This window comes from Pseudomonas sp. PvP100, from assembly GCF_017833055.1.
Classification (GTDB): domain Bacteria; phylum Pseudomonadota; class Gammaproteobacteria; order Pseudomonadales; family Pseudomonadaceae; genus Aquipseudomonas; species Aquipseudomonas syringae.
Genome location: NZ_JAFIBO010000001.1, coordinates 3,974,705 through 3,992,112, shown reverse-complemented (window position 1 = coordinate 3,992,112; position 17,408 = coordinate 3,974,705). Strand labels below are relative to the sequence as shown.

16 protein-coding genes are annotated in these 17,408 nt (G+C 59.0%); 3 read left to right on the top strand and 13 right to left on the bottom strand.

Features of this window, described 5'->3' with window-relative positions:
- Positions 1–188 precede the first annotated feature (188 nt).
- A complete protein-coding gene (gene rpsU, locus JOE39_RS17175) occupies positions 189–404 on the bottom strand; it encodes a 30S ribosomal protein S21 (RefSeq protein ID WP_002551877.1) in 216 nt (71 codons plus the stop codon).
- Between the two features lie 198 nt (positions 405–602).
- Here rpsU and tsaD point away from each other — a divergent pair, with 198 nt between their 5' ends.
- Complete coding sequence (gene tsaD / locus JOE39_RS17170) at positions 603–1,628, top strand: tRNA (adenosine(37)-N6)-threonylcarbamoyltransferase complex transferase subunit TsaD (protein WP_024665384.1); 1,026 nt, start codon at positions 603–605, stop codon at positions 1,626–1,628.
- Between the two features lie 23 nt (positions 1,629–1,651).
- Here the strand turns inward: tsaD and plsY are convergent, their stop codons facing one another.
- Positions 1,652–2,221, bottom strand: a complete 570-nt coding sequence (gene plsY, locus JOE39_RS17165) for a glycerol-3-phosphate 1-O-acyltransferase PlsY (RefSeq protein ID WP_003394968.1) — start codon at positions 2,219–2,221, stop codon at positions 1,652–1,654.
- Positions 2,222–2,295: 74 nt separating this feature from the next.
- On the opposite strand from plsY, the gene folB reads away from it, so the two are divergent.
- Both folB and folK read left to right on the top strand, forming a co-directional pair.
- The gene (gene folB / locus JOE39_RS17160) at positions 2,296–2,649 is read left to right on the top strand and encodes a dihydroneopterin aldolase (RefSeq protein WP_003316242.1); all 354 of its coding nucleotides are present in this window, start codon (positions 2,296–2,298) and stop codon (positions 2,647–2,649) included.
- On the top strand, positions 2,640–3,164 hold the full coding sequence (folK, locus tag JOE39_RS17155; protein ID WP_209995584.1) for a 2-amino-4-hydroxy-6-hydroxymethyldihydropteridine diphosphokinase: 525 nt from the start codon (positions 2,640–2,642) through the stop codon (positions 3,162–3,164). Before folB ends, folK begins: the two co-directional genes overlap by 10 nt.
- A 119-nt stretch (positions 3,165–3,283) precedes the next feature.
- Here the strand turns inward: folK and JOE39_RS17150 are convergent, their stop codons facing one another.
- The 11 genes from JOE39_RS17150 to JOE39_RS17100 all read right to left on the bottom strand — a co-directional run bounded on the left by JOE39_RS17150 (position 3,284) and on the right by JOE39_RS17100 (position 17,358).
- On the bottom strand, positions 3,284–4,513 hold the full coding sequence (locus tag JOE39_RS17150; protein ID WP_024683319.1) for a multifunctional CCA addition/repair protein: 1,230 nt from the start codon (positions 4,511–4,513) through the stop codon (positions 3,284–3,286).
- A 97-nt stretch (positions 4,514–4,610) separates the two neighbouring features.
- Complete coding sequence (locus JOE39_RS17145) at positions 4,611–6,173, bottom strand: SpoVR family protein (protein ID WP_003419771.1); 1,563 nt, start codon at positions 6,171–6,173, stop codon at positions 4,611–4,613.
- Positions 6,170–7,441, bottom strand: coding sequence for a YeaH/YhbH family protein (locus tag JOE39_RS17140; RefSeq protein WP_003316246.1), 1,272 nt, complete (start codon positions 7,439–7,441; stop codon positions 6,170–6,172). Before JOE39_RS17140 ends, JOE39_RS17145 begins: the two co-directional genes overlap by 4 nt.
- Positions 7,442–7,562: 121 nt before the next feature.
- Complete coding sequence (locus JOE39_RS17135) at positions 7,563–9,485, bottom strand: PrkA family serine protein kinase (protein ID WP_003341169.1); 1,923 nt, start codon at positions 9,483–9,485, stop codon at positions 7,563–7,565.
- Between the two features lie 284 nt (positions 9,486–9,769).
- A complete protein-coding gene (glpE, locus tag JOE39_RS17130) occupies positions 9,770–10,090 on the bottom strand; it encodes a thiosulfate sulfurtransferase GlpE (protein WP_003341167.1) in 321 nt (106 codons plus the stop codon).
- Between the two features lie 23 nt (positions 10,091–10,113).
- Positions 10,114–10,989: a symmetrical bis(5'-nucleosyl)-tetraphosphatase gene (locus tag JOE39_RS17125; RefSeq protein WP_057445874.1), complete on the bottom strand. Its 876-nt coding sequence runs from the start codon at positions 10,987–10,989 to the stop codon at positions 10,114–10,116.
- The gene (gene apaG / locus JOE39_RS17120; RefSeq protein WP_003316251.1) at positions 10,989–11,369 is read right to left on the bottom strand and encodes a Co2+/Mg2+ efflux protein ApaG; all 381 of its coding nucleotides are present in this window, start codon (positions 11,367–11,369) and stop codon (positions 10,989–10,991) included. The genes JOE39_RS17125 and apaG overlap by 1 nt, the downstream gene beginning before the upstream one ends.
- Before the next feature lie 116 nt (positions 11,370–11,485).
- Positions 11,486–12,292, bottom strand: a complete 807-nt coding sequence (gene rsmA / locus JOE39_RS17115) for a 16S rRNA (adenine(1518)-N(6)/adenine(1519)-N(6))-dimethyltransferase RsmA (RefSeq protein ID WP_209995586.1) — start codon at positions 12,290–12,292, stop codon at positions 11,486–11,488.
- Entirely contained in the window at positions 12,289–13,278 is a 990-nt protein-coding gene (gene pdxA, locus JOE39_RS17110; protein WP_209995588.1) for a 4-hydroxythreonine-4-phosphate dehydrogenase PdxA, read from the bottom strand. The genes rsmA and pdxA overlap by 4 nt, the downstream gene beginning before the upstream one ends.
- Positions 13,275–14,597, bottom strand: coding sequence for a peptidylprolyl isomerase (locus JOE39_RS17105; protein ID WP_003341160.1), 1,323 nt, complete (start codon positions 14,595–14,597; stop codon positions 13,275–13,277). The genes pdxA and JOE39_RS17105 overlap by 4 nt, the downstream gene beginning before the upstream one ends.
- Entirely contained in the window at positions 14,578–17,358 is a 2,781-nt protein-coding gene (locus tag JOE39_RS17100; RefSeq protein ID WP_032662888.1) for an LPS-assembly protein LptD, read from the bottom strand. The genes JOE39_RS17105 and JOE39_RS17100 overlap by 20 nt, the downstream gene beginning before the upstream one ends.
- Positions 17,359–17,408 lie beyond the last annotated feature (50 nt).

The following is a 17,408-nucleotide window of genomic DNA, read 5'->3' as shown; positions in this document are numbered from 1 at the left end:
CTGCCCGAGTGGGTATGACCGATGTAGCCTGTGAACAGGCCGGGACGTGCTTGACTGAATATCCGAGTCGCATGTGCGGCCTGGACAGGGTCAATCAATAAAGCAAACGCAAAACAGCGAAGCTGTAACTGCCGACAGCCCGGCTGGTTGGCCGGGCAAGGCAGAAGCTTGCGACGAAGGTCTGTAAATTAATACAGACGAACGGCGCGGCGCTGTTCGCGCTGGACTTTCTTGGCGTGGCGTTTGACAGCAGCTGCTGCCTTGCGCTTACGCTCCGAAGTCGGCTTCTCGTAAAATTCGCGGCTACGAACTTCAGCCAGAACACCGGCTTTTTCGCAGGAGCGCTTGAAACGACGCAGAGCTACGTCGAAGGGTTCGTTCTCTTTAACTTTGACGGCTGGCATCCAGAGCTACCTTCATTCATTACCGGGGTCAACGCTCAGTGCAAACACTGCACAAAAGTACGTCGGTTTTTAAGGGTTGCGGATGTTAACCCCTCATTGAGAGGAATGCAAAGCCTCTGATCGAAAACCGCTGGTCGGCACCTCGGTCGGCGACTATTATGCGCGCCTTCAAATCTGCCCCCTACAAGGCGCAACCCCATGCTAGTACTGGGATTAGAAACCTCCTGCGACGAAACCGGCGTCGCGTTATACGACAGCGAACGCGGTTTGCTTGCGGACGCATTATTCAGCCAGATCGACCTGCATCGTGCCTATGGCGGTGTGGTACCGGAGCTGGCTTCGCGCGATCACGTCAAGCGCATGCTGCCCCTGATTCGCCAGACACTGGCCGAGGCGGACTGCGTGGCCACTGATATCGACGCCATTGCCTATACGGCCGGCCCTGGGCTGGTCGGCGCCTTGCTGGTCGGCGCTTCGTGCGCTCAGGCACTGGCGTTCGCCTGGGATATCCCGGCGCTGGGCGTGCATCACATGGAAGGTCATCTGCTGGCCCCTATGCTGGAAGAAAACCCGCCACAGTTCCCGTTCGTCGCCTTGCTGGTGTCCGGCGGTCATACGCAGTTGGTGCGCGTCGACGGCATCGGTCAGTACGAGCTGCTGGGCGAGACGCTGGATGATGCCGCAGGCGAGGCGTTCGACAAGACCGCCAAGATGATGGGCATGCAGTACCCCGGCGGTCCGGAGATTTCAAAGGCGGCCATGCAGGGCGTGGCAGGGCGTTTTGTCTTCCCTCGGCCGATGACTGATCGTCCCGGTCTGGAATTCAGCTTCAGCGGCCTGAAAACCTCTGCGCTCAATACCTGGCAGCAATGCCGGAGCGCTGGAGACGACAGTGAGCAAACCCGCTGCGACATCGCTCTGGCCTTCCAGCAAGCGGTAGTAGAGACTTTGACCATCAAGTGCAAGCGTGCGCTCAAGCAGACCGGTCTCAAGAGCCTGGTGATTGCCGGTGGCGTCAGCGCCAACAAGGCGCTGCGCGCTTCGCTGGAAAGCATGCTTGGCGACTTGCGCGGCCATGTCTATTACGCACGGCCCGAGTTTTGTACCGATAACGGCGCCATGATCGCTTTTGCCGGGTGCCAGCGTTTGCAGGTCGGGCAGAAGGAAGATTTGAGCATCAGCGTGCAGGCGCGCTGGCCCATGGAGCAGTTGTCGGGGCTGTGACGGCAGACGAGGCGGGTTACGCCTCAGAAATGTCGTTCGCGCCCGGCGAGCAGGTCGCGTAGATTGCCGCGATGGCGCCAGACGATGAGCAGGGTCAACACGCTCATCGGCAGCAAAGCATGAGGCTCCTGCCACGCCAGCAATGGCAGGGTCAGGGGTGTGGCAATCAGGGCTGCAAGCGAGCTGGTGCGGGTCAGGTACAGCGTCAGCAGCCAGGCGACTATCGCCAGGGCAGCGGCGGGCGGATACAGGCCCAGCAGCACACCGGCGGCGGTCGCTACGCCTTTGCCACCGCGGAAGCGGAAGTACAGCGGGAACAGATGGCCCAGCACTGCGCAGACGCCGATCCAGCCCTGTTGTGCGATGTCCATGCCCAAGGCGCTGGCGATCAGGATCGGCACCAGGCCTTTGCAGAGGTCGCCGAGCAGGGTCAGGATGGCGAGTTTTTTCCCGGCCAGACGCAGCATGTTGGTCGCGCCGGCATTGCCGGAGCCACTGGCGCGCGGGTCCGGCCTGCCGCTCAGGCGGCTGAGCAGGATGGCGAAGGACAGCGAGCCAAGCAGGTAGGCGAAGGTGGCCAGTAACCAAAACATGCGAACCATTCCGGGCGAGGATGCCCTGATTCTAACGGCGCATCGCGCCCTTGTCGTGCAGTGGAGAGTAGTGCTTGGACAGAGTTTTCATCGAGGGCCTTGAGGTCGATACGGTCATTGGCGCCTATGACTGGGAGCGCGGCATTCGTCAGTGCCTGCGTCTGGACCTCAGCTTTGCCTGGGACAATCGCCCCGCAGCCGCAGGGGACGATCTGAGCAAGGCCCTCGACTACGCCAGTGTCTCGACACGTATTCAGGCGTTCGCCGAGCAGGCACAGTTCCAGTTGGTGGAGACCTTCGCCGAGCGACTGGCCGAAGTGCTGATGGGTGAATTCAATATTCCCTGGCTGCGCCTGAAACTGACCAAGCCCGGTGCTGTAGCGGCCGCAGCCGGTGTGGGCGTGGAGATCGAGCGCGGATGTCGCTGACGCGGATTTTCCTCGGCCTGGGGAGCAACATCGAGCGTGAGCGCCATCTGGTTGCGGGGCTCGATGCGCTGGATGGCTTCCTGACCGACCTGAGCTGTTCGCCGGTTTTTGAAAGCCATGCCGTGGGTATCAAGAGCGGGCCATTCTTCAATCTCGTGGTGTCGGCACTGACCGATCTGCCCTTGATGGAGCTGGATCGTCGCCTGAAATTCATCGAAGCGGACAATGGCCGTTATGCCCCGGATCGCAAAGGGTTGCCGCTGGATATCGATGTGCTGCTGTACGGCGAACAGGTCGGTAATTTCGACGGGCTGATCTTGCCGAGGGCAGAAATTCTGAAGAATGCCTTCGTACTGCGTCCATTGGCGTTGATTGCCTCTGAACGTCTGCATCCCGGTGTGGGGATTTCTTTCAGCAAACTCTGGGCTGATGCGCAGATCGATCAGCAGCTTTGGCCGGTGGCGTTCCAGTGGCGCGGGTTGGCACTGACGCCTGAGGATTTGCTGCGTAGCTGAGCCTGTCCGCGCCTTCCAGCTCTGACGCTTCTCGTGCCAAAGCTGAAGATCGGACGCAGAGCGTCCAGGGCTGCGCTACCACGCGGAGCGCGGGAGCGATAACCGTGCACGAGAGGCTGTCAGGCGAGGTGCTCGACCTTGTAGGTTTTCAGTGCCTTCAAGCGCTCGTTCTTCAGTGCGTCACCCAGTTCCTTGCCTTTCAGGCCCTGTTCCAGCAACGGCTGTACTGATACCGCGCGTGCGACCTCGGCGGCGCCGCGCAGGTAGTCGGCCTGTGGATAACTGCGTTGCTCGAAGCCGTGACGCCCCTTGGCGTCCATCTCGCATGCGGCAATGAACTCTTCAAAGCGCTGCGGGCGGCGGTAGACGTCGAAGCTTTGCAACAGCTCCAGCAGGGTCGAGGGTTTCAGCTCCAGCGCACGGTGGCCATGAGTGTGGTACTGGCCGACCAGCAGCGCCAGTTCCTGGCAGTCCCGTGGTACACGAAAACGCTCGTTGACCGCTTTTATCAGGCGCAGGCCGGTGTGTTCATGGGCGATGTGCCTTGGCCATTCGGCTTCCGGCGTCAGCCCTTTGCCGAGGTCGTGCAGCAGGCAGGCCCAGCGCACTGTCAGCGGGTGTTTGTGGCGTGCGGATTGCTCAAGGACGCTGAGCACGTGGACGCCAGTGTCTATTTCCGGATGATGCGCCGCCGGCTGCGGTACACCAAACAACGCTTCGACTTCGGGCATCAGCTCTTTGAGCGCGCCGCAGTCGTGCAGTACCTGGATGAACACCTGAGGCTGTTCTTCCATGAGTGCGCGAGAGATTTCCTTCCAGCTTCGCTCGGCAGTCAGCGCCTTGAGTTCGCCCGATTCACTGAGCTGTCGCATCAATCCCAGGGTCTCGGGCGCGATGGTAAAACCGTAACCGGCGTAGCGCGCTGCGAATCGGGCCACACGCAAGACTCTGAGGGGATCTTCGGCGAATGCGGGTGAAACGTGACGTAATATCCGCGCTTCCAGATCCTTCTGGCCGTTGTAGGGATCGGTTAAATTACCGTCCTTGTCTTCAGCCATGGCATTGATCGTCAGGTCGCGCCGAATTAAGTCCTGCTCGAGCGTTACCTCGGGGCTGGCGTGGAAAACAAAGCCCCCATAGCCCACACCGCTCTTGCGCTCGGTGCGCGCCAGCGCGTATTCCTCATTGGTCAGCGGATGCAGAAACACCGGGAAATCTGTACCGACCGGGCGATAGCCCTTGATCAGCATGTCCTCGGTGCTTGCGCCGACTACCACCCAGTCGATGTCCGTGACAGGTTGACCCAGAAGACGGTCGCGTACAGCACCGCCCACTTTATAAATCTGCATAAAAAGCCTCCGTAAGCGCGACAGGATAAACCTTGTGTCGTACTTATGGAGGCTAAAGCTGTATGAGCAAGCGTTTAACGCGCTAGTGCCCTAGCGCTTAAAGGTGGACGACCGCCATATCAAGCCGGGGATACTCACTGTCGGCATGCTCGCCTTTCGGTGGTACGTGATGAGTCTTGACCACCTGATCGCCCTGCAAGGTTTCCAGGTGGATGTCAAAGCCCCACAGCCGGTGCAGGTGTTTGAGCACCTCGTCTGTCGAGTCACCAAGCGGTTTGCGATTGTGCTGTTGATGGCGCAAGGTCAGCGAGCGGTCGCCTCGGCGGTCGATGCTGTAGATCTGCACATTGGGCTCCCGATTGCCCAGGTTGTACTGTGCAGCGAGTATTTCGCGGATGGTCCGATAGCCGTTTTCATCATGAATGGCGGGCACCAGCAGGTCGTCCTTCTGGTCGTCGTCCATGATGCTGAACAGCTTCAGGTCGCGAATCACCTTGGGCGACAGGTACTGGAGAATGAAGCTCTCGTCCTTGAAGCTGGTCATCGCGAACTTGATCGCCGTCAGCCAGTCGCTGCCGGCAATTTCCGGAAACCATTGGCGATCCTCATCGGTAGGGTGTTCGCACATCCGCCGGATGTCCTGATACATGGCAAAGCCCAGCGCATAGGGATTGATGCCGCTGTAGTAGGGGCTGTCAAAACCGGGCTGGAAAATAACGCTGGTGTGCGACTGCAGGAACTCCATCATAAAGCCGTCGGTGACCAGCCCTTCGTCGTACAGGTCATTCATCAGCGTGTAGTGCCAGAACGTCGCCCAGCCTTCGTTCATCACTTGGGTTTGGCGCTGTGGATAGAAATACTGCGCGATCTTGCGCACGATGCGCACCACTTCGCGCTGCCATGGTTCCAGCAGCGGGGCGTGTTTCTCTATGAAGTAGAGAATGTTTTCCTGCGGCTCGGCCGGAAAGCGCGCGTTGTCTTCCTTGCTGCTCTTGTCGGCACTTTTCGGGATGGTGCGCCAAAGATCGTTGATCTGTCGCTGAAGGTGCTCCTCCCGGTCCTTCTGCCGACGCCGCTCTTCTTCGGCTGAAATCGGGTAGGGGCGCTTGTAGCGGTCCACACCGTAGTTCATCAGCGCATGGCAGGAGTCGAGCAAGTCCTCCACAGCATCGATGCCATGGCGCTCCTCGCATTGCATGATGTACTGCTTGGCGAACACCAGGTAATCAATGATCGAACTGGCATCGGTCCAGGTGCGGAACAGGTAGTTGCCCTTGAAGAAGCTGTTATGGCCATAGCACGCATGGGCCACCACCAGCGCCTGCATGCAGATGGTGTTTTCTTCCATCAGGTAGGCAATACACGGGTCGGAGTTGATGACGATCTCGTAGGCCAGGCCCATCTGGCCGCGAGAATAGGATTTTTCCGTGCTGAGGAAGTGTTTGCCGTAGGACCAATGGTGATAGCCCAGCGGCATGCCCACCGAGGCATAGGCGTCCATCATCTGCTCGGCCGTGATCACTTCGATCTGGTTGGGATAGGTGTCCAGCGCGTACCGCTCGGCAATTCTGCCGATTTCGCGGTCGTAGGCGCGGATCAGTTCGAATGTCCACTCTGACCCCGTGGAAAGGGGTTGGCGCTTCTGCTCTCTGGCGGTCATGACACTAACCTTCGCTGAAAGAGTTCGCGGAATACCGGATAGATATCACCGGCAGAGACCAGCTGTTGCTGGGCAAACGTGTCGGCAAAATCTTCACCGATGCGTTCGTATTCGTACCACAAGGCCTGGTGCTCACGCGGCGTGATTTCCACGTACGTGTAGTACTGCACGAAAGGCATGATCTGTTTGGTGAGGATTTCCCGGCAAATGGGCGAATCGTCGTTCCAGTTGTCGCCATCGGACGCCTGTGCCGCGTAGATATTCCAGTCGCTGCTCGGGTAGCGTGCGGCCATGATTTCCTGCATCAGTTTCAAGGCGCTGGAAACGATGGTGCCGCCGGTTTCCCGGGAATAGAAAAACTCTTCCTCGTCCACTTCGCGGGCGCTGGTGTGGTGACGAATGAAGACCACGTCGATCTTGTCGTAGTTACGCTTGAGAAACAGGTACAGCAGGATGAAGAAGCGCTTGGCGATGTCCTTGGTCGCCTGGGTCATGGAGCCGGAGACGTCCATCAGGCAAAACATGACCGCTTTTGAGCTGGGGTTGGGTTGCTTGACCAGCAGGTTGTACTTGAGGTCGAAGGTATCGAGATAGGGCACACGACGAATGCGAGCCTTCAGTCGGTCGATTTCTACTTCCAGTTCCTGAAGGTCGCCGAAGTTATCCGGCTCTTCGCGCTTCATGCGCTCAAACTCGGCGGTCGCTTCCCTGAGTTTCGCTCGACTGCTACCGGACAGTGCGATGCGGCGTGCATGCGCCGAACGCAGTGTGCGGATGATGTTGATCCGTGACGGGTTGCCTTCGTTGCTGATCCCGGCGCGCACGGTCTTGAAGGTGTCGGTGCCGGTCAGGTTGCGCTTGACCAGGTTCGGCAGCTCCAGGTCTTCGAACATGAACTCAAGAAACTCTTCCTGGGTAATCTGAAACGAAAACTCATCCATCCCTTCGCCGGAATTGCCCGCCTTACCGGGGCCTTTACCGCCAGCGCCACCTTGAGGGCGGGCGATGTGCTCACCGGTGGTGAATTCCTTGTTGCCAGGATGAACAACGGTCTGCTTGCCGCCGCGACCGTGGTGCAGGACCGGTTCGTCGATGTCACGCCCGGGAATGCTGATCTGTTCGCCGTGTTCCATGTCAGTGATGGAGCGCCGGCTGACCGCTTCCTCCACTGCCTTCTTGATGTGGTCACGGTAACGCCGCAGAAACCGCTGGCGGTTTACCGTGCTCTTGTTCTTGCCGTTGAGACGTCGGTCGATCACATAGCTCATAGGCTCCTCCGGGGAGCTTCAAGTTGTAAGCCTCCAGCTGCAAGCGAGCAAACGATCAATCCCGAGACCGGGTGTTGATCGCTTGTCGCCTGCAGCTGATAGCTTGAAGCTTGCAGCTGCTTTACTGCGATTTCCGCACGCGCAGATACCATTCGGAAAGCAAACGTACCTGCTTGTCCGTGTAGCCCCTCTCGACCATTCGTGTCACGAAGTCGTTGTGCTTCTGCTGATCTTCTTTGCTGGCCTTGGCATTGAAGCTGATGACCGGCAGGAGGTCCTCGGTGTTGGAGAACATTTTCTTCTCGATCACCACCCGCAGCTTCTCGTAGCTGAGCCAGGTCGGGTTCTTGCCATTGTTGTTGGCGCGGGCACGCAGTACGAAGTTGACGATTTCGTTGCGGAAATCTTTCGGGTTGCTGATGCCAGCCGGTTTCTCGATCTTTTCCAGCTCCTCGTTCAAGGCCACGCGGTTGAGGATCTCGCCGGTTTCCGGATCACGGTATTCCTGATCCTGAATCCAGAAGTCCGCATACAGCACGTAGCGATCGAAAATGTTCTGACCGTACTCGCTGTAGGATTCCAGGTACGCCGTCTGGATTTCCTTGCCGATGAACTCGATATAGCGCGGTGCCAGGTATTCCTTGATAAAGCGCAGATAGCGCTCGCGCGTTTCAGCAGGGAACTGCTCCTGTTCGATCTGCTGCTCCAGTACGTAGAGCAAATGCACCGGGTTGGCGGCGATTTCATGCGGATCGAAGTTGAACACCTTGGACAGAATCTTGAACGCGAAGCGGGTAGACAGACCATTCATGCCTTCGTCGACGCCCGCACTGTCGCGGTACTCCTGGATCGACTTGGCTTTAGGGTCGGTGTCTTTCAGGTTCTCGCCGTCATACACGCGCATCTTGGAGTAGATGTTGGAGTTGTCCGGCTCTTTGAGGCGCGACAGCGTGGTGAACTGCGCGAGCATTTTCAGGGTGTCCGGCGCGCAGTGCGCCTTGGACAGCGAGCTGTTGAACAGCAACTTGTCGTAGATCTTGATCTCGTCGCTGACACGCAGGCAGTACGGCACCTTCACGATGTAGATACGGTCGATGAAGGCTTCGTTGTTCTTGTTGTTGCGGAAGCTGTGCCACTCCGATTCGTTGGAGTGCGCCAGCAAAATACCGGTGAACGGGATCGCGCCCAGCCCTTCGGTACTGTTGTAGTTGCCTTCCTGGGTTGCGGTGAGCAGCGGGTGAAGGACCTTGATCGGGGCCTTGAACATCTCGACGAATTCCATCAGGCCCTGGTTGGCCCGGCACAGCGCGCCCGAGTAGCTGTAGGCATCGGCATCGTTCTGCGGGAATTCTTCCAGTTTGCGGATATCCACCTTGCCGACCAGCGCAGAGATGTCCTGGTTGTTTTCGTCGCCGGGTTCGGTTTTCGCCACGGCAATCTGGTTGAGAATCGAAGGGTAGAGCTTCACCACCTTGAACTGGCTGATGTCGCCACCGAACTCGGCCAGGCGTTTGGTCGCCCAGGGCGACATGATGGTGCTCAGGTAGCGTCGCGGAATCCCGAAGTCTTCTTCGAGAATCGCGCCGTCCTCCGTAGCGTTGAACAGGCCCAAGGGCGACTCGAAGACAGGCGAGCCCTTGATGGCGTAGAACGGGACTTTTTCGATCAGTTGCTTGAGTTTTTCCGCCAGGGACGATTTACCGCCACCCACCGGGCCGAGCAGATACAGGATTTGCTTTTTCTCTTCCAGGCCTTGGGCGGCATGGCGGAAATACGAAACGATCTGGTCGATGCATTCTTCCATTCCGTGGAAGTCGGCAAAGGCCGGATAGCGGCGTATGACCTTGTTAGAGAAAATGCGCGACAGCCTGGAGTTGGCGGAGGTATCCACCAGTTCAGGCTCGCCGATGGCCAGCAGAAGACGTTCTGCGGCAGAGGCATAGGCGCTGCGATCCTGTTTGCAGAGCTCCAGATACTCCTGTAGCGAGAGCTCTTCTTGCCGCGTGCTTTCGAAGCGTTGTTGGAAGTGGCTGAATATACTCATGACGTCACCTCGCTCGATACGTGGAGCCGGCGGCGGATCGTCAGTCGATGCTGGCAGCGACCTAATTACGGCCGCTGTTTCCCCCCAGAACACCCTAAAAGTAACTACCGATGACCCACGCGCCGGTGTACCGGCTCTCCCCTGAATACGGATGGCCTAGGCTAAGGATAGTTCGGATTCGGAAAGATAAAGAAGGGATGCGCGAGAAGACGGGCTGACCGTTCGTCAGATGGCTCGCGAGCCCGCGTAGAACGCGGGATCAGCTGTCATAAAAATATTTTCTATCAGCCTTGCACGGTTTCTTGCGGGTAAGTGGCGCGCCACAGCTCGAAACCGCCGTCCACGCTGTACACATCGGAGAAACCCTGGCCGACCAGATAGGCTGCAGCGCTCTGGCTGGAGTTGCCGTGGTAGCAGACGACCACCAGCGGCTTGTCCAGATCGGCTTCGCGGATGAAGTCAGCGATCGAGTGGTTGTCCAGATGCACGGAATCGGGAATGTGATTGCTCTCGAAAGCCTGTGGGTCCCGAACATCGACCAGCACGGCGCCTTGCTCGCGCAGAGCCTGGGCCTGTTCAGGTGGGATACGTTTGAATTCAGTCATTGCCTGGGCTCCTGAGCCTGAGGTTACGGAAGGGGAGTAGCGCCGGGTTGCACGCGGGTAACAAGCCCGTCGGCGGCATTGCCGATAGCATCGCAATTGCACTGATGACGTTCAAGCGTATCGACATTGAGCAGCGTCATCGAGCCGCCCCAGACACATCCGCTGTCGAGGGCGAAGACGTCAGGTTCGTCGCAGCGACCTTCAAGCGCAGCCCAGTGGCCGAAAATGATTTTCACGTCGCGGGTCTTGCGGCTCTGGTGGCTGAACCAGGGCGCGTAGCCAGGTATCGCGGTGCCGACCCCTTCCTTGCTCTTCAGATCGAGTTTGCCGTCGCTGGTGCAGAAGCGCATGCGGGTGAAGTAGTTGGTGATGACCCGCAGACGCGTCACGCCTTGCAGGTCGTTGTCCCACTTGGCCGGTTCATTGCCGTACATGCCGTCGAGAAAGGCGCCGTACAACGTGTCGTCCTGCAGCGCGTGCTCGACTTCGGCAGCGTGCTTCAAGGCCTTTTTCAGCGTCCATTGTGGCGCGATACCGGCATGCACCATGGCGACGTTGCGTTCTGCGTCGTAATGCATGAGCTTCTGCCGACGCACCCAGCCAAGCAGGTCGTCACGATCAGGCGCTTCAAGGATTTCAAGCAGCGTGTCGCCTTTCTTCAGCAGCTCTTTTTTACGGGCCACTGCCAGCAGGTGCAGGTCATGATTGCCGAGCACGCACACCAGCGATTCGCGAATGTTGTACAGATAGCGAAGCGTTTCCAGCGATTGCGGGCCACGGTTGACCAGGTCACCCACCAGCCAGAGGCGATCCTGCTCCGGGTTGAAGTGCACGTGCTCGAGCAGGCATTGCAGAGGTTCAAGGCAGCCTTGCAGATCACCGACCGCGTACACCGCCATCAGTGCAGCGAGCCCGGAACGGCCAGACGGAAAGGCTCGATAACGGCATCGAAGCGTTTGCCGTCTTCGGCCAGCATCTGGTAAGTGCCCTGCATATTGCCGACCTTGGTGGTCATGACCGTACCACTGCTGTAGGTATGGCTTTGGCCGACCTTGATCAGTGGCTGCTGGCCGACCACGCCTTCACCACGTACTTCCTCGACATTGCCATCACCGTCGGTAATGACCCAGTGCCGCGACAGCAGCCGGGCAGGGAGCTCGCCATTGTTGTGCACGGTAATGGTGTAGGCGAAAGCGAAGCGGTTCTGCTCGGGTTGCGACTGCTCCGAGAGGAAGCGTGTGACGACGCTGACGTCGACTTTGTAACGAGAATCGGGCATGCAATAGGCCTTGAAATCCATAGCTGCGAAAAAAGGGCGTGTGCGGCAGGTAGATCAGTCTAGGACAAGTAAGCGGAAAATGAAGACTGAGCCTGCCGTTTACTTGTCCTCAGGGTTCACTCTGTCACAACTTTTTCGCTAAGAGTGTCTGCCAGACGAACGAATGCAGCCAGATCGAGCTGCTCGGGACGCAAGCTGCCGTCTACTCCGGAAGCGGTGATCTCATCGCTGGTCAACAGCAGCTTGAGGGTGTTGCGCAGGGTCTTGCGACGCTGGTTGAACGCTTCACGCACGATGCGCTCCAGCACACGGTGATCCTTGGCAGGGTGCGGCAGTGTTTCGTAAGGGACGAGGCGCACAATGGCCGAGTCCACTTTCGGCGGCGGGTTGAATGCACCCGGTCCGACGTTGAACAGGTGTTCGACGCGGCAATGGTACTGGACCATGATCGACAGACGGCCCCAGTCACCACCGCCGGGTCCGGCAGCCATGCGCTCGACCACTTCCTTTTGCAGCATGAAGTGCATGTCGCGGATCAGGCTGGCGTTCTGCAGCAGGTGAAAAATCAGCGGTGTCGAGATGTTGTACGGCAGGTTGCCCACCACCCGCAGGCTGCGCGGTTCGGCGCCGAGGGTGTTGAAGTCGAATTTCAGCGCATCGCCCTGATGCAGGTTGAAGTTCGGCTTGCTGGCGAACTGACCGTTCAGGATCGGGATCAGGTCCTTGTCCAGCTCGACCACGTCCAGCTGAGCGCCGCTGTCGAGCAGGCCCTCGGTCAGTGCACCCTGGCCCGGCCCGATTTCCAGCAGCCGGTCTTCAGGTTTGGCACGGATGGCACGCAGGATCTTGTCGATAACGCCTGAATCGTGCAGGAAGTTCTGCCCGAAGCGCTTGCGCGCCCGGTGTTGGTATTGCTCGGTCATGAATGGGTCTCGGCCATCTGGTAGGCGGTTTGCAGTGCGACGTGCAGGCTGCCGGTGTCGATGTTCGCAGTGCCGGCCAGGTCCAGCGCCGTGCCGTGATCGACAGAGGTGCGGATGATTGGCAGGCCGAGCGTCACATTGACCGCTGCGCCGAAACCTTTGTATTTCAGCACGGGCAGGCCCTGATCGTGGTACATCGCCAGCACTGCGTCGCAGTGCTCCAGATATTTGGGGGTAAACAGAGTGTCTGCAGGCAGCGGGCCGCGCAAGTCCAGGCCTTCGCTGCGCAGGCGCTCCAGAGCAGGTTCGATGATGTCGATTTCCTCACGACCCAGATGCCCGCTTTCGCCGGCATGAGGGTTGAGGCCGCAGACCAGAATGCGTGGATGGGCAATGCCGAATTTGTTGACCAGGTCGGCGTGCAGGATGCGTGTCACGCGCTCCAGACGATCCGCTGTGATGGCGTCGGCCACATCGCGCAACGGCAGGTGAGTGGTCACCAGTGCTACGCGCAGGTCGCCGGTTGCCAGCATCATCACCACCTGTTCGGTGTGAGTCAGTTCAGCGAAAAATTCGGTGTGTCCGGAAAACGCGATACCGCCGTCGTTGATCACGCCTTTGTGCACCGGGGCGGTGATCATGCCGCTGAACAGTCCGTCCAGGCAGCCCTGGCCCGCGCGAGTCAGGGTTTCCAGAACAAATGCAGCATTGGCTTTGTTCAGCACGCCGGTTTCCACCGGAGCGGCCAGTGGCGTATCCCAGACGTACAGACTGCCGGCAGGCGCAGGCAGGTCGGGAAACGCGTCGGGCGTGACCTTTATCAGACTGACCGACACACCCAGTTGCGCGGCCCGCTCAAGGAGCAGGTCGCGGCTGGTGATGGCAATCAGGGGGTATGGCTGAGGCTGCGTGGCGAGCAGCAGGCAAAGGTCAGGACCTATGCCGGCCGGCTCGCCGGGTGTCAGTGCGAAACGCTTGGGTTTCACTGTGCAGCCTGGGTCGCGCCAGGGAGTTTGATTTCAACGTAGGCTTCGTCGCGGATCTGACGCAGCCAGGTTTGCAGCTCTTCGTCGTACTTGCGGTTGCGCAATACGTTCAGCGCCTGCTGTTCCCGAGCCTGATCGGTAGCGTCCTTGGAGCGACGACCGAGCACTTCTAGGACATGCCAGCCGTACTGGGTCTGGAACGGTTTGGACAAGACGCCTTGTGGCGTTTCGCTCATCACCTGACGGAATTCCGGAACCAGAGAGTTGGGATCAACCCAGTTCAGATCGCCGCCATTGAGTGCAGAGCCCGGATCTTCCGAGAAGCTTTTCGCCAGCTCGGCGAAATCTTCGCCGTTTTGGATGCGGTCGTAGATCTTCTCTGCAAGACGCTTGGTCTCTGCCTCGTTACGAATTTCGCTTGGCTTGATCAGGATATGACGCACATGCACTTCATCACGCATTTGCGCCTCACCCTGGCCGCCGCGCTTTTCCAGCAGCTTGAGGATGATGAAACCGCCCGGCGTACGCGCAGGAGGCGTCACGTCACCGACAGGCATCGAGCTGAGCATGTCACCGAACGGCGGTGGCAATTGCGCAGCCTTGCGCCAGCCCATGTCGCCGCCTTCCAGTGCGTTTTCGCTGGACGAGGAGGTGGCTGCGAGACGGGTGAAGTCAGCGCCTTTCTTCAGCTGGTCGTAGATACCCTTGGCCTTGACCGCAGCAGCCTGGATGGCGTCCGAGGAAGCGCTGTCAGGTGTGGCGATCAGAATGTTGGCCAGGTGAAACTCTTCAGACAACTGAGCCTTGCCCATATCCGAGGCGAGGAAGTTCTTCACTTCCTGCTGGGACACCTGGATACGTTCGGCCACCCGGCGCTGACGCACGCGGCTGATGATCATTTCCCGGCGCACCTGTTCGCGCGCGTCGTTATAGGACAGGCCGTCATGCGCCAGCGCGGCGCGGAACTGCTCCACGCTCATGTTGTTGCGCTGGGCAATGGTGCCGATGGCCTGGTTCAGCTCTTCGTCGGAGACACGAATGCCAGAGCGTTCGCCCATCTGCAACTGCAGGTTTTCCAGGATCAGACGATCCAGAACCTGTGGTTGCAGGGCTTCTGCAGGCGGTACACCAGAGCCGCGCTTGGCAATGGTCTGCTGAACTTCACGTACACGCTGGTCCATCTGGCTTTTCATGATCACATCGTTGTCGACGATAGCCACGACACTGTCCAGAGGTTGAACCGCAGCATGCACTGCACCGCTCAGGAGTAACGCGCCCAGCATCAGCGGGCGCAGACAATCAGAAAGCTTGGTCTTCACGTTCACGATAACCTTGAATGCCTTTGTCGAGGAAGCTGTCTACCTTGGCGCCAGTTACACCGCCGAGCCCCTTCAACACGATTTGTAGGAATATGCCGCGGTCGCCTTTCTCGTTCTGAGGTGCTGCCTGGCTGAACTCGTCGTAGTCGATCCAGTAGCGATTGACCAGACGCATTTTCCAGCAGCAGTTGTCGTACTCGAACCCGCCGAAAGCTTCGATGGTGCGTTCACGGTTGTAGTCATACTGCCAACGGCTGATCAGGCTCCACTGCGGCACGATCGGCCAGATGACCGAGAAATCGTGCTGCTGAATCTTGTAGTAGTCCTTCACGTAGTTTGGCGAACCCGGGGTGCCGTAGTCACCACCACCCACGACCCAACGGCCGGTGCTTTCGTCGTAACGAATCTGGTCGTTGCGATAGCGATAGCCGAGGTTGACGATCTTGTTCGGATTGTCTTCAGGCTGGTAGTGGAACATAGCGCTGCCCGAACGGGTGCTTCGGCTGTCCGGATCCCAGTTGAAATCGGAATTGAAGCGCCAGTCGCGGTTGAAGCGGTATTCGTATTCCAGTGCATAAGGCGAGACTTTGGAGCGCGCATCGTCACGGTCAGCGAACGCGACACCAGGGAGTTGCACTTTACGGTCTTCGAAATACAGTGCCTGACCAATGCTGAAGCGTTGACGTTCGAAGCCGTTGTCTTCGATCCAGCGGTTGGTGACGCCCAGCGACAGTTTGTTCTCGTCGCCGATGCGGTCGGAACCGGTGAAGCGGTTGTCACGGAACAGCGAGGAGAAGTTGAACGTGCTTTCGCTGGTGTCGAATACCGGGATGTCGGTCTGGTCTTTCTCGGGAACATAGAGATAGAACAGGCGCGGCTCCAGGGTCTGGCGGTAATCCTTGCCGAACCAGTTGGTATTGCGGTCGAAGTACAGGCCGCTGTCGACGCTGAAGATCGGTACGCTGCGGCTTTGGCTGCTGCTGTACTCTTCGCCGGCCAGCAGGGTGTTTTTGCCCTGACTGTCCAGATCCAGATCGTATTGCGTGTAGACGTACTTCAGCTTCGGCGTCAGGAAGCCATAGGTCCAGTTCATCGGCAGGCTGACGGACGGAGCCAGGTTCAGGCGATCGCCGTTGGCGCGAGCCAGGCCGGAGATGTTGTTGTCCAGACGTGTCTCGGAGTTGCCATCTTCATCGATGAACGCGCCGCTGCGCAGGTCACGCTCGAAGCGCACCGCTTCAGTCTGATAATCGAACTTCAGACCGCCGGGGTTGTAGGGCAACGTACCGTTGAGCGTCAGCTGAGGCAGACGGTTGTACGGCGTAACGTTGGCAACCGTCGCCAGCTTGTAGGCCTGAGCATTGAGCACTGCCGCGAAGCTGTCGCCACGGTAGGTCAGGGAGCCCTGCTGGTTGAGATAGTCAGTCCGTTTGACGCCGATCTGATCGGTTTCCAGATCCTGGAAGTAGTAAGGATCGCTGATGTCGGTGTAATCGACCTGGGTCAGCCAGCGCGTATCAAGCCCGCCCTTGTGCTGCCAGTTGATCATCCAGCGGGTCTTGTCGTAGTCCGACTGCTGTTTGCGGTCGTCATTCTCGTCGTTCAGGTACGCGCCGCCGAACTGACCTTCGCTGCCCTTGGTCAGGTAGCGGAACTCGCCTTCCATCAGCAAGCCACGATCAGCCATGTAACGCGGGTACAACGTGGCGTCGTAGTTCGGCGCCAGGTTGAAGTAGTACGGGGTGACCAGTGTGAAGCCGTTGTCGCCGCCTGCTGCAATGGTCGGCGGCAGGAAACCGGACTGGCGACGGTCGTCGATCGGGAAGTAGATATACGGCGTGTACAGAACCGGTATGTCCTTGACCCGCAGGGTAACGTTCGTCGCTGTACCAAAGCCGGTGGCCGGGTTCAGCGTGATGTTGTTGCCCTTGAGCGTCCAGGCGTTGCTGTTCGGCTCGCACGTCGTGTAGGTACCGTCCTTGAGCCGGATGATCGCGTTCTCTGCACGCTTGGCGTACAGGGCGTTACCGCGAATGTTCGACTTGTGCAGGACGTACTCGGCGTTGTCGACACGGGCTTCGCCGGTATCGAGTTGCAGTTCGGCCTTGTCACCAACGATCAGCGCACCGTTGTCGCGCAGACGGACATCGCCGTTCAGCTCGCCACGGTTCTCGGCCTGATGCAGTGCAGCCTCCTGGGCCTGCACCTGCATGCTGCCCTGACGCATCACGACATCACCCGCCAGCGTGGCGACCTGCGCTTCCTGTTCGTAACGCGAAGCCTTGGCTCCCACGAACATTGGCGCGTCTTTCATCGGCGTCTTGTCGTCCATGCCAGGACGGATCGGCTCGACGTAGGCACCCGAGCAATACGGGCCGGTCTCGGCCAGTTGCGCTGCGGTAAGCTTTTCGCGAGGAACCCAATCGAGGTGGCTGTAGTCAGCACTACGCGACTTCAGACCTTTGCCCTTGGCTTCAGTGACCAGTTGCGTACCCGCAGACTGTTCACCCGAAGAGGTGCCTTGTGAGGTGACCGTGCCGTTGGAACTGACCGACGTCGTGTCATGCACGGGGCGCGGAGGCAGATCCACTGCAGCAGCATTGGATTTCGGCGCACAGTTCCAGGCACCCGAAGCAGAGACTGAGCAGTCATACTGTTCCGCGGCGACCACGAACTGAGTGGCCAGAGGTTGCATCGCCAGCAGACTGCCGGTTACGAGCAACGGAAATTTTTTACGAAACGCGGGGGATTTCAATGCCATCTTATTAGTCCGGGCTTCCTGCGCGCCATCTGCCCGCGGGGGGGCCGCAC

Bases quoted from the DNA above. Each gene is read 5' to 3' on its own strand.
- rpsU (WP_002551877.1), bottom strand. From the start codon at position 404: ATGCCAGCCGTCAAAGTTAAAGAGAACGAACCCTTCGACGTAGCTCTG.
- tsaD (WP_024665384.1), top strand. From the start codon at position 603: ATGCTAGTACTGGGATTAGAAACCTCCTGCGACGAAACCGGCGTCGCG.
- plsY (WP_003394968.1), bottom strand. From the start codon at position 2,221: ATGTTTTGGTTACTGGCCACCTTCGCCTACCTGCTTGGCTCGCTGTCC.
- folK (WP_209995584.1), top strand. From the start codon at position 2,640: ATGTCGCTGACGCGGATTTTCCTCGGCCTGGGGAGCAACATCGAGCGT.
- JOE39_RS17150 (WP_024683319.1), bottom strand. From the start codon at position 4,513: ATGCAGATTTATAAAGTGGGCGGTGCTGTACGCGACCGTCTTCTGGGT.
- JOE39_RS17145 (WP_003419771.1), bottom strand. From the start codon at position 6,173: ATGACCGCCAGAGAGCAGAAGCGCCAACCCCTTTCCACGGGGTCAGAG.
- JOE39_RS17140 (WP_003316246.1), bottom strand. From the start codon at position 7,441: ATGAGCTATGTGATCGACCGACGTCTCAACGGCAAGAACAAGAGCACG.
- JOE39_RS17135 (WP_003341169.1), bottom strand. From the start codon at position 9,485: ATGAGTATATTCAGCCACTTCCAACAACGCTTCGAAAGCACGCGGCAA.
- glpE (WP_003341167.1), bottom strand. From the start codon at position 10,090: ATGACTGAATTCAAACGTATCCCACCTGAACAGGCCCAGGCTCTGCGC.
- JOE39_RS17125 (WP_057445874.1), bottom strand. From the start codon at position 10,989: ATGGCGGTGTACGCGGTCGGTGATCTGCAAGGCTGCCTTGAACCTCTG.
- apaG (WP_003316251.1), bottom strand. From the start codon at position 11,369: ATGCCCGATTCTCGTTACAAAGTCGACGTCAGCGTCGTCACACGCTTC.
- rsmA (WP_209995586.1), bottom strand. From the start codon at position 12,292: ATGACCGAGCAATACCAACACCGGGCGCGCAAGCGCTTCGGGCAGAAC.
- JOE39_RS17100 (WP_032662888.1), bottom strand. From the start codon at position 17,358: ATGGCATTGAAATCCCCCGCGTTTCGTAAAAAATTTCCGTTGCTCGTA.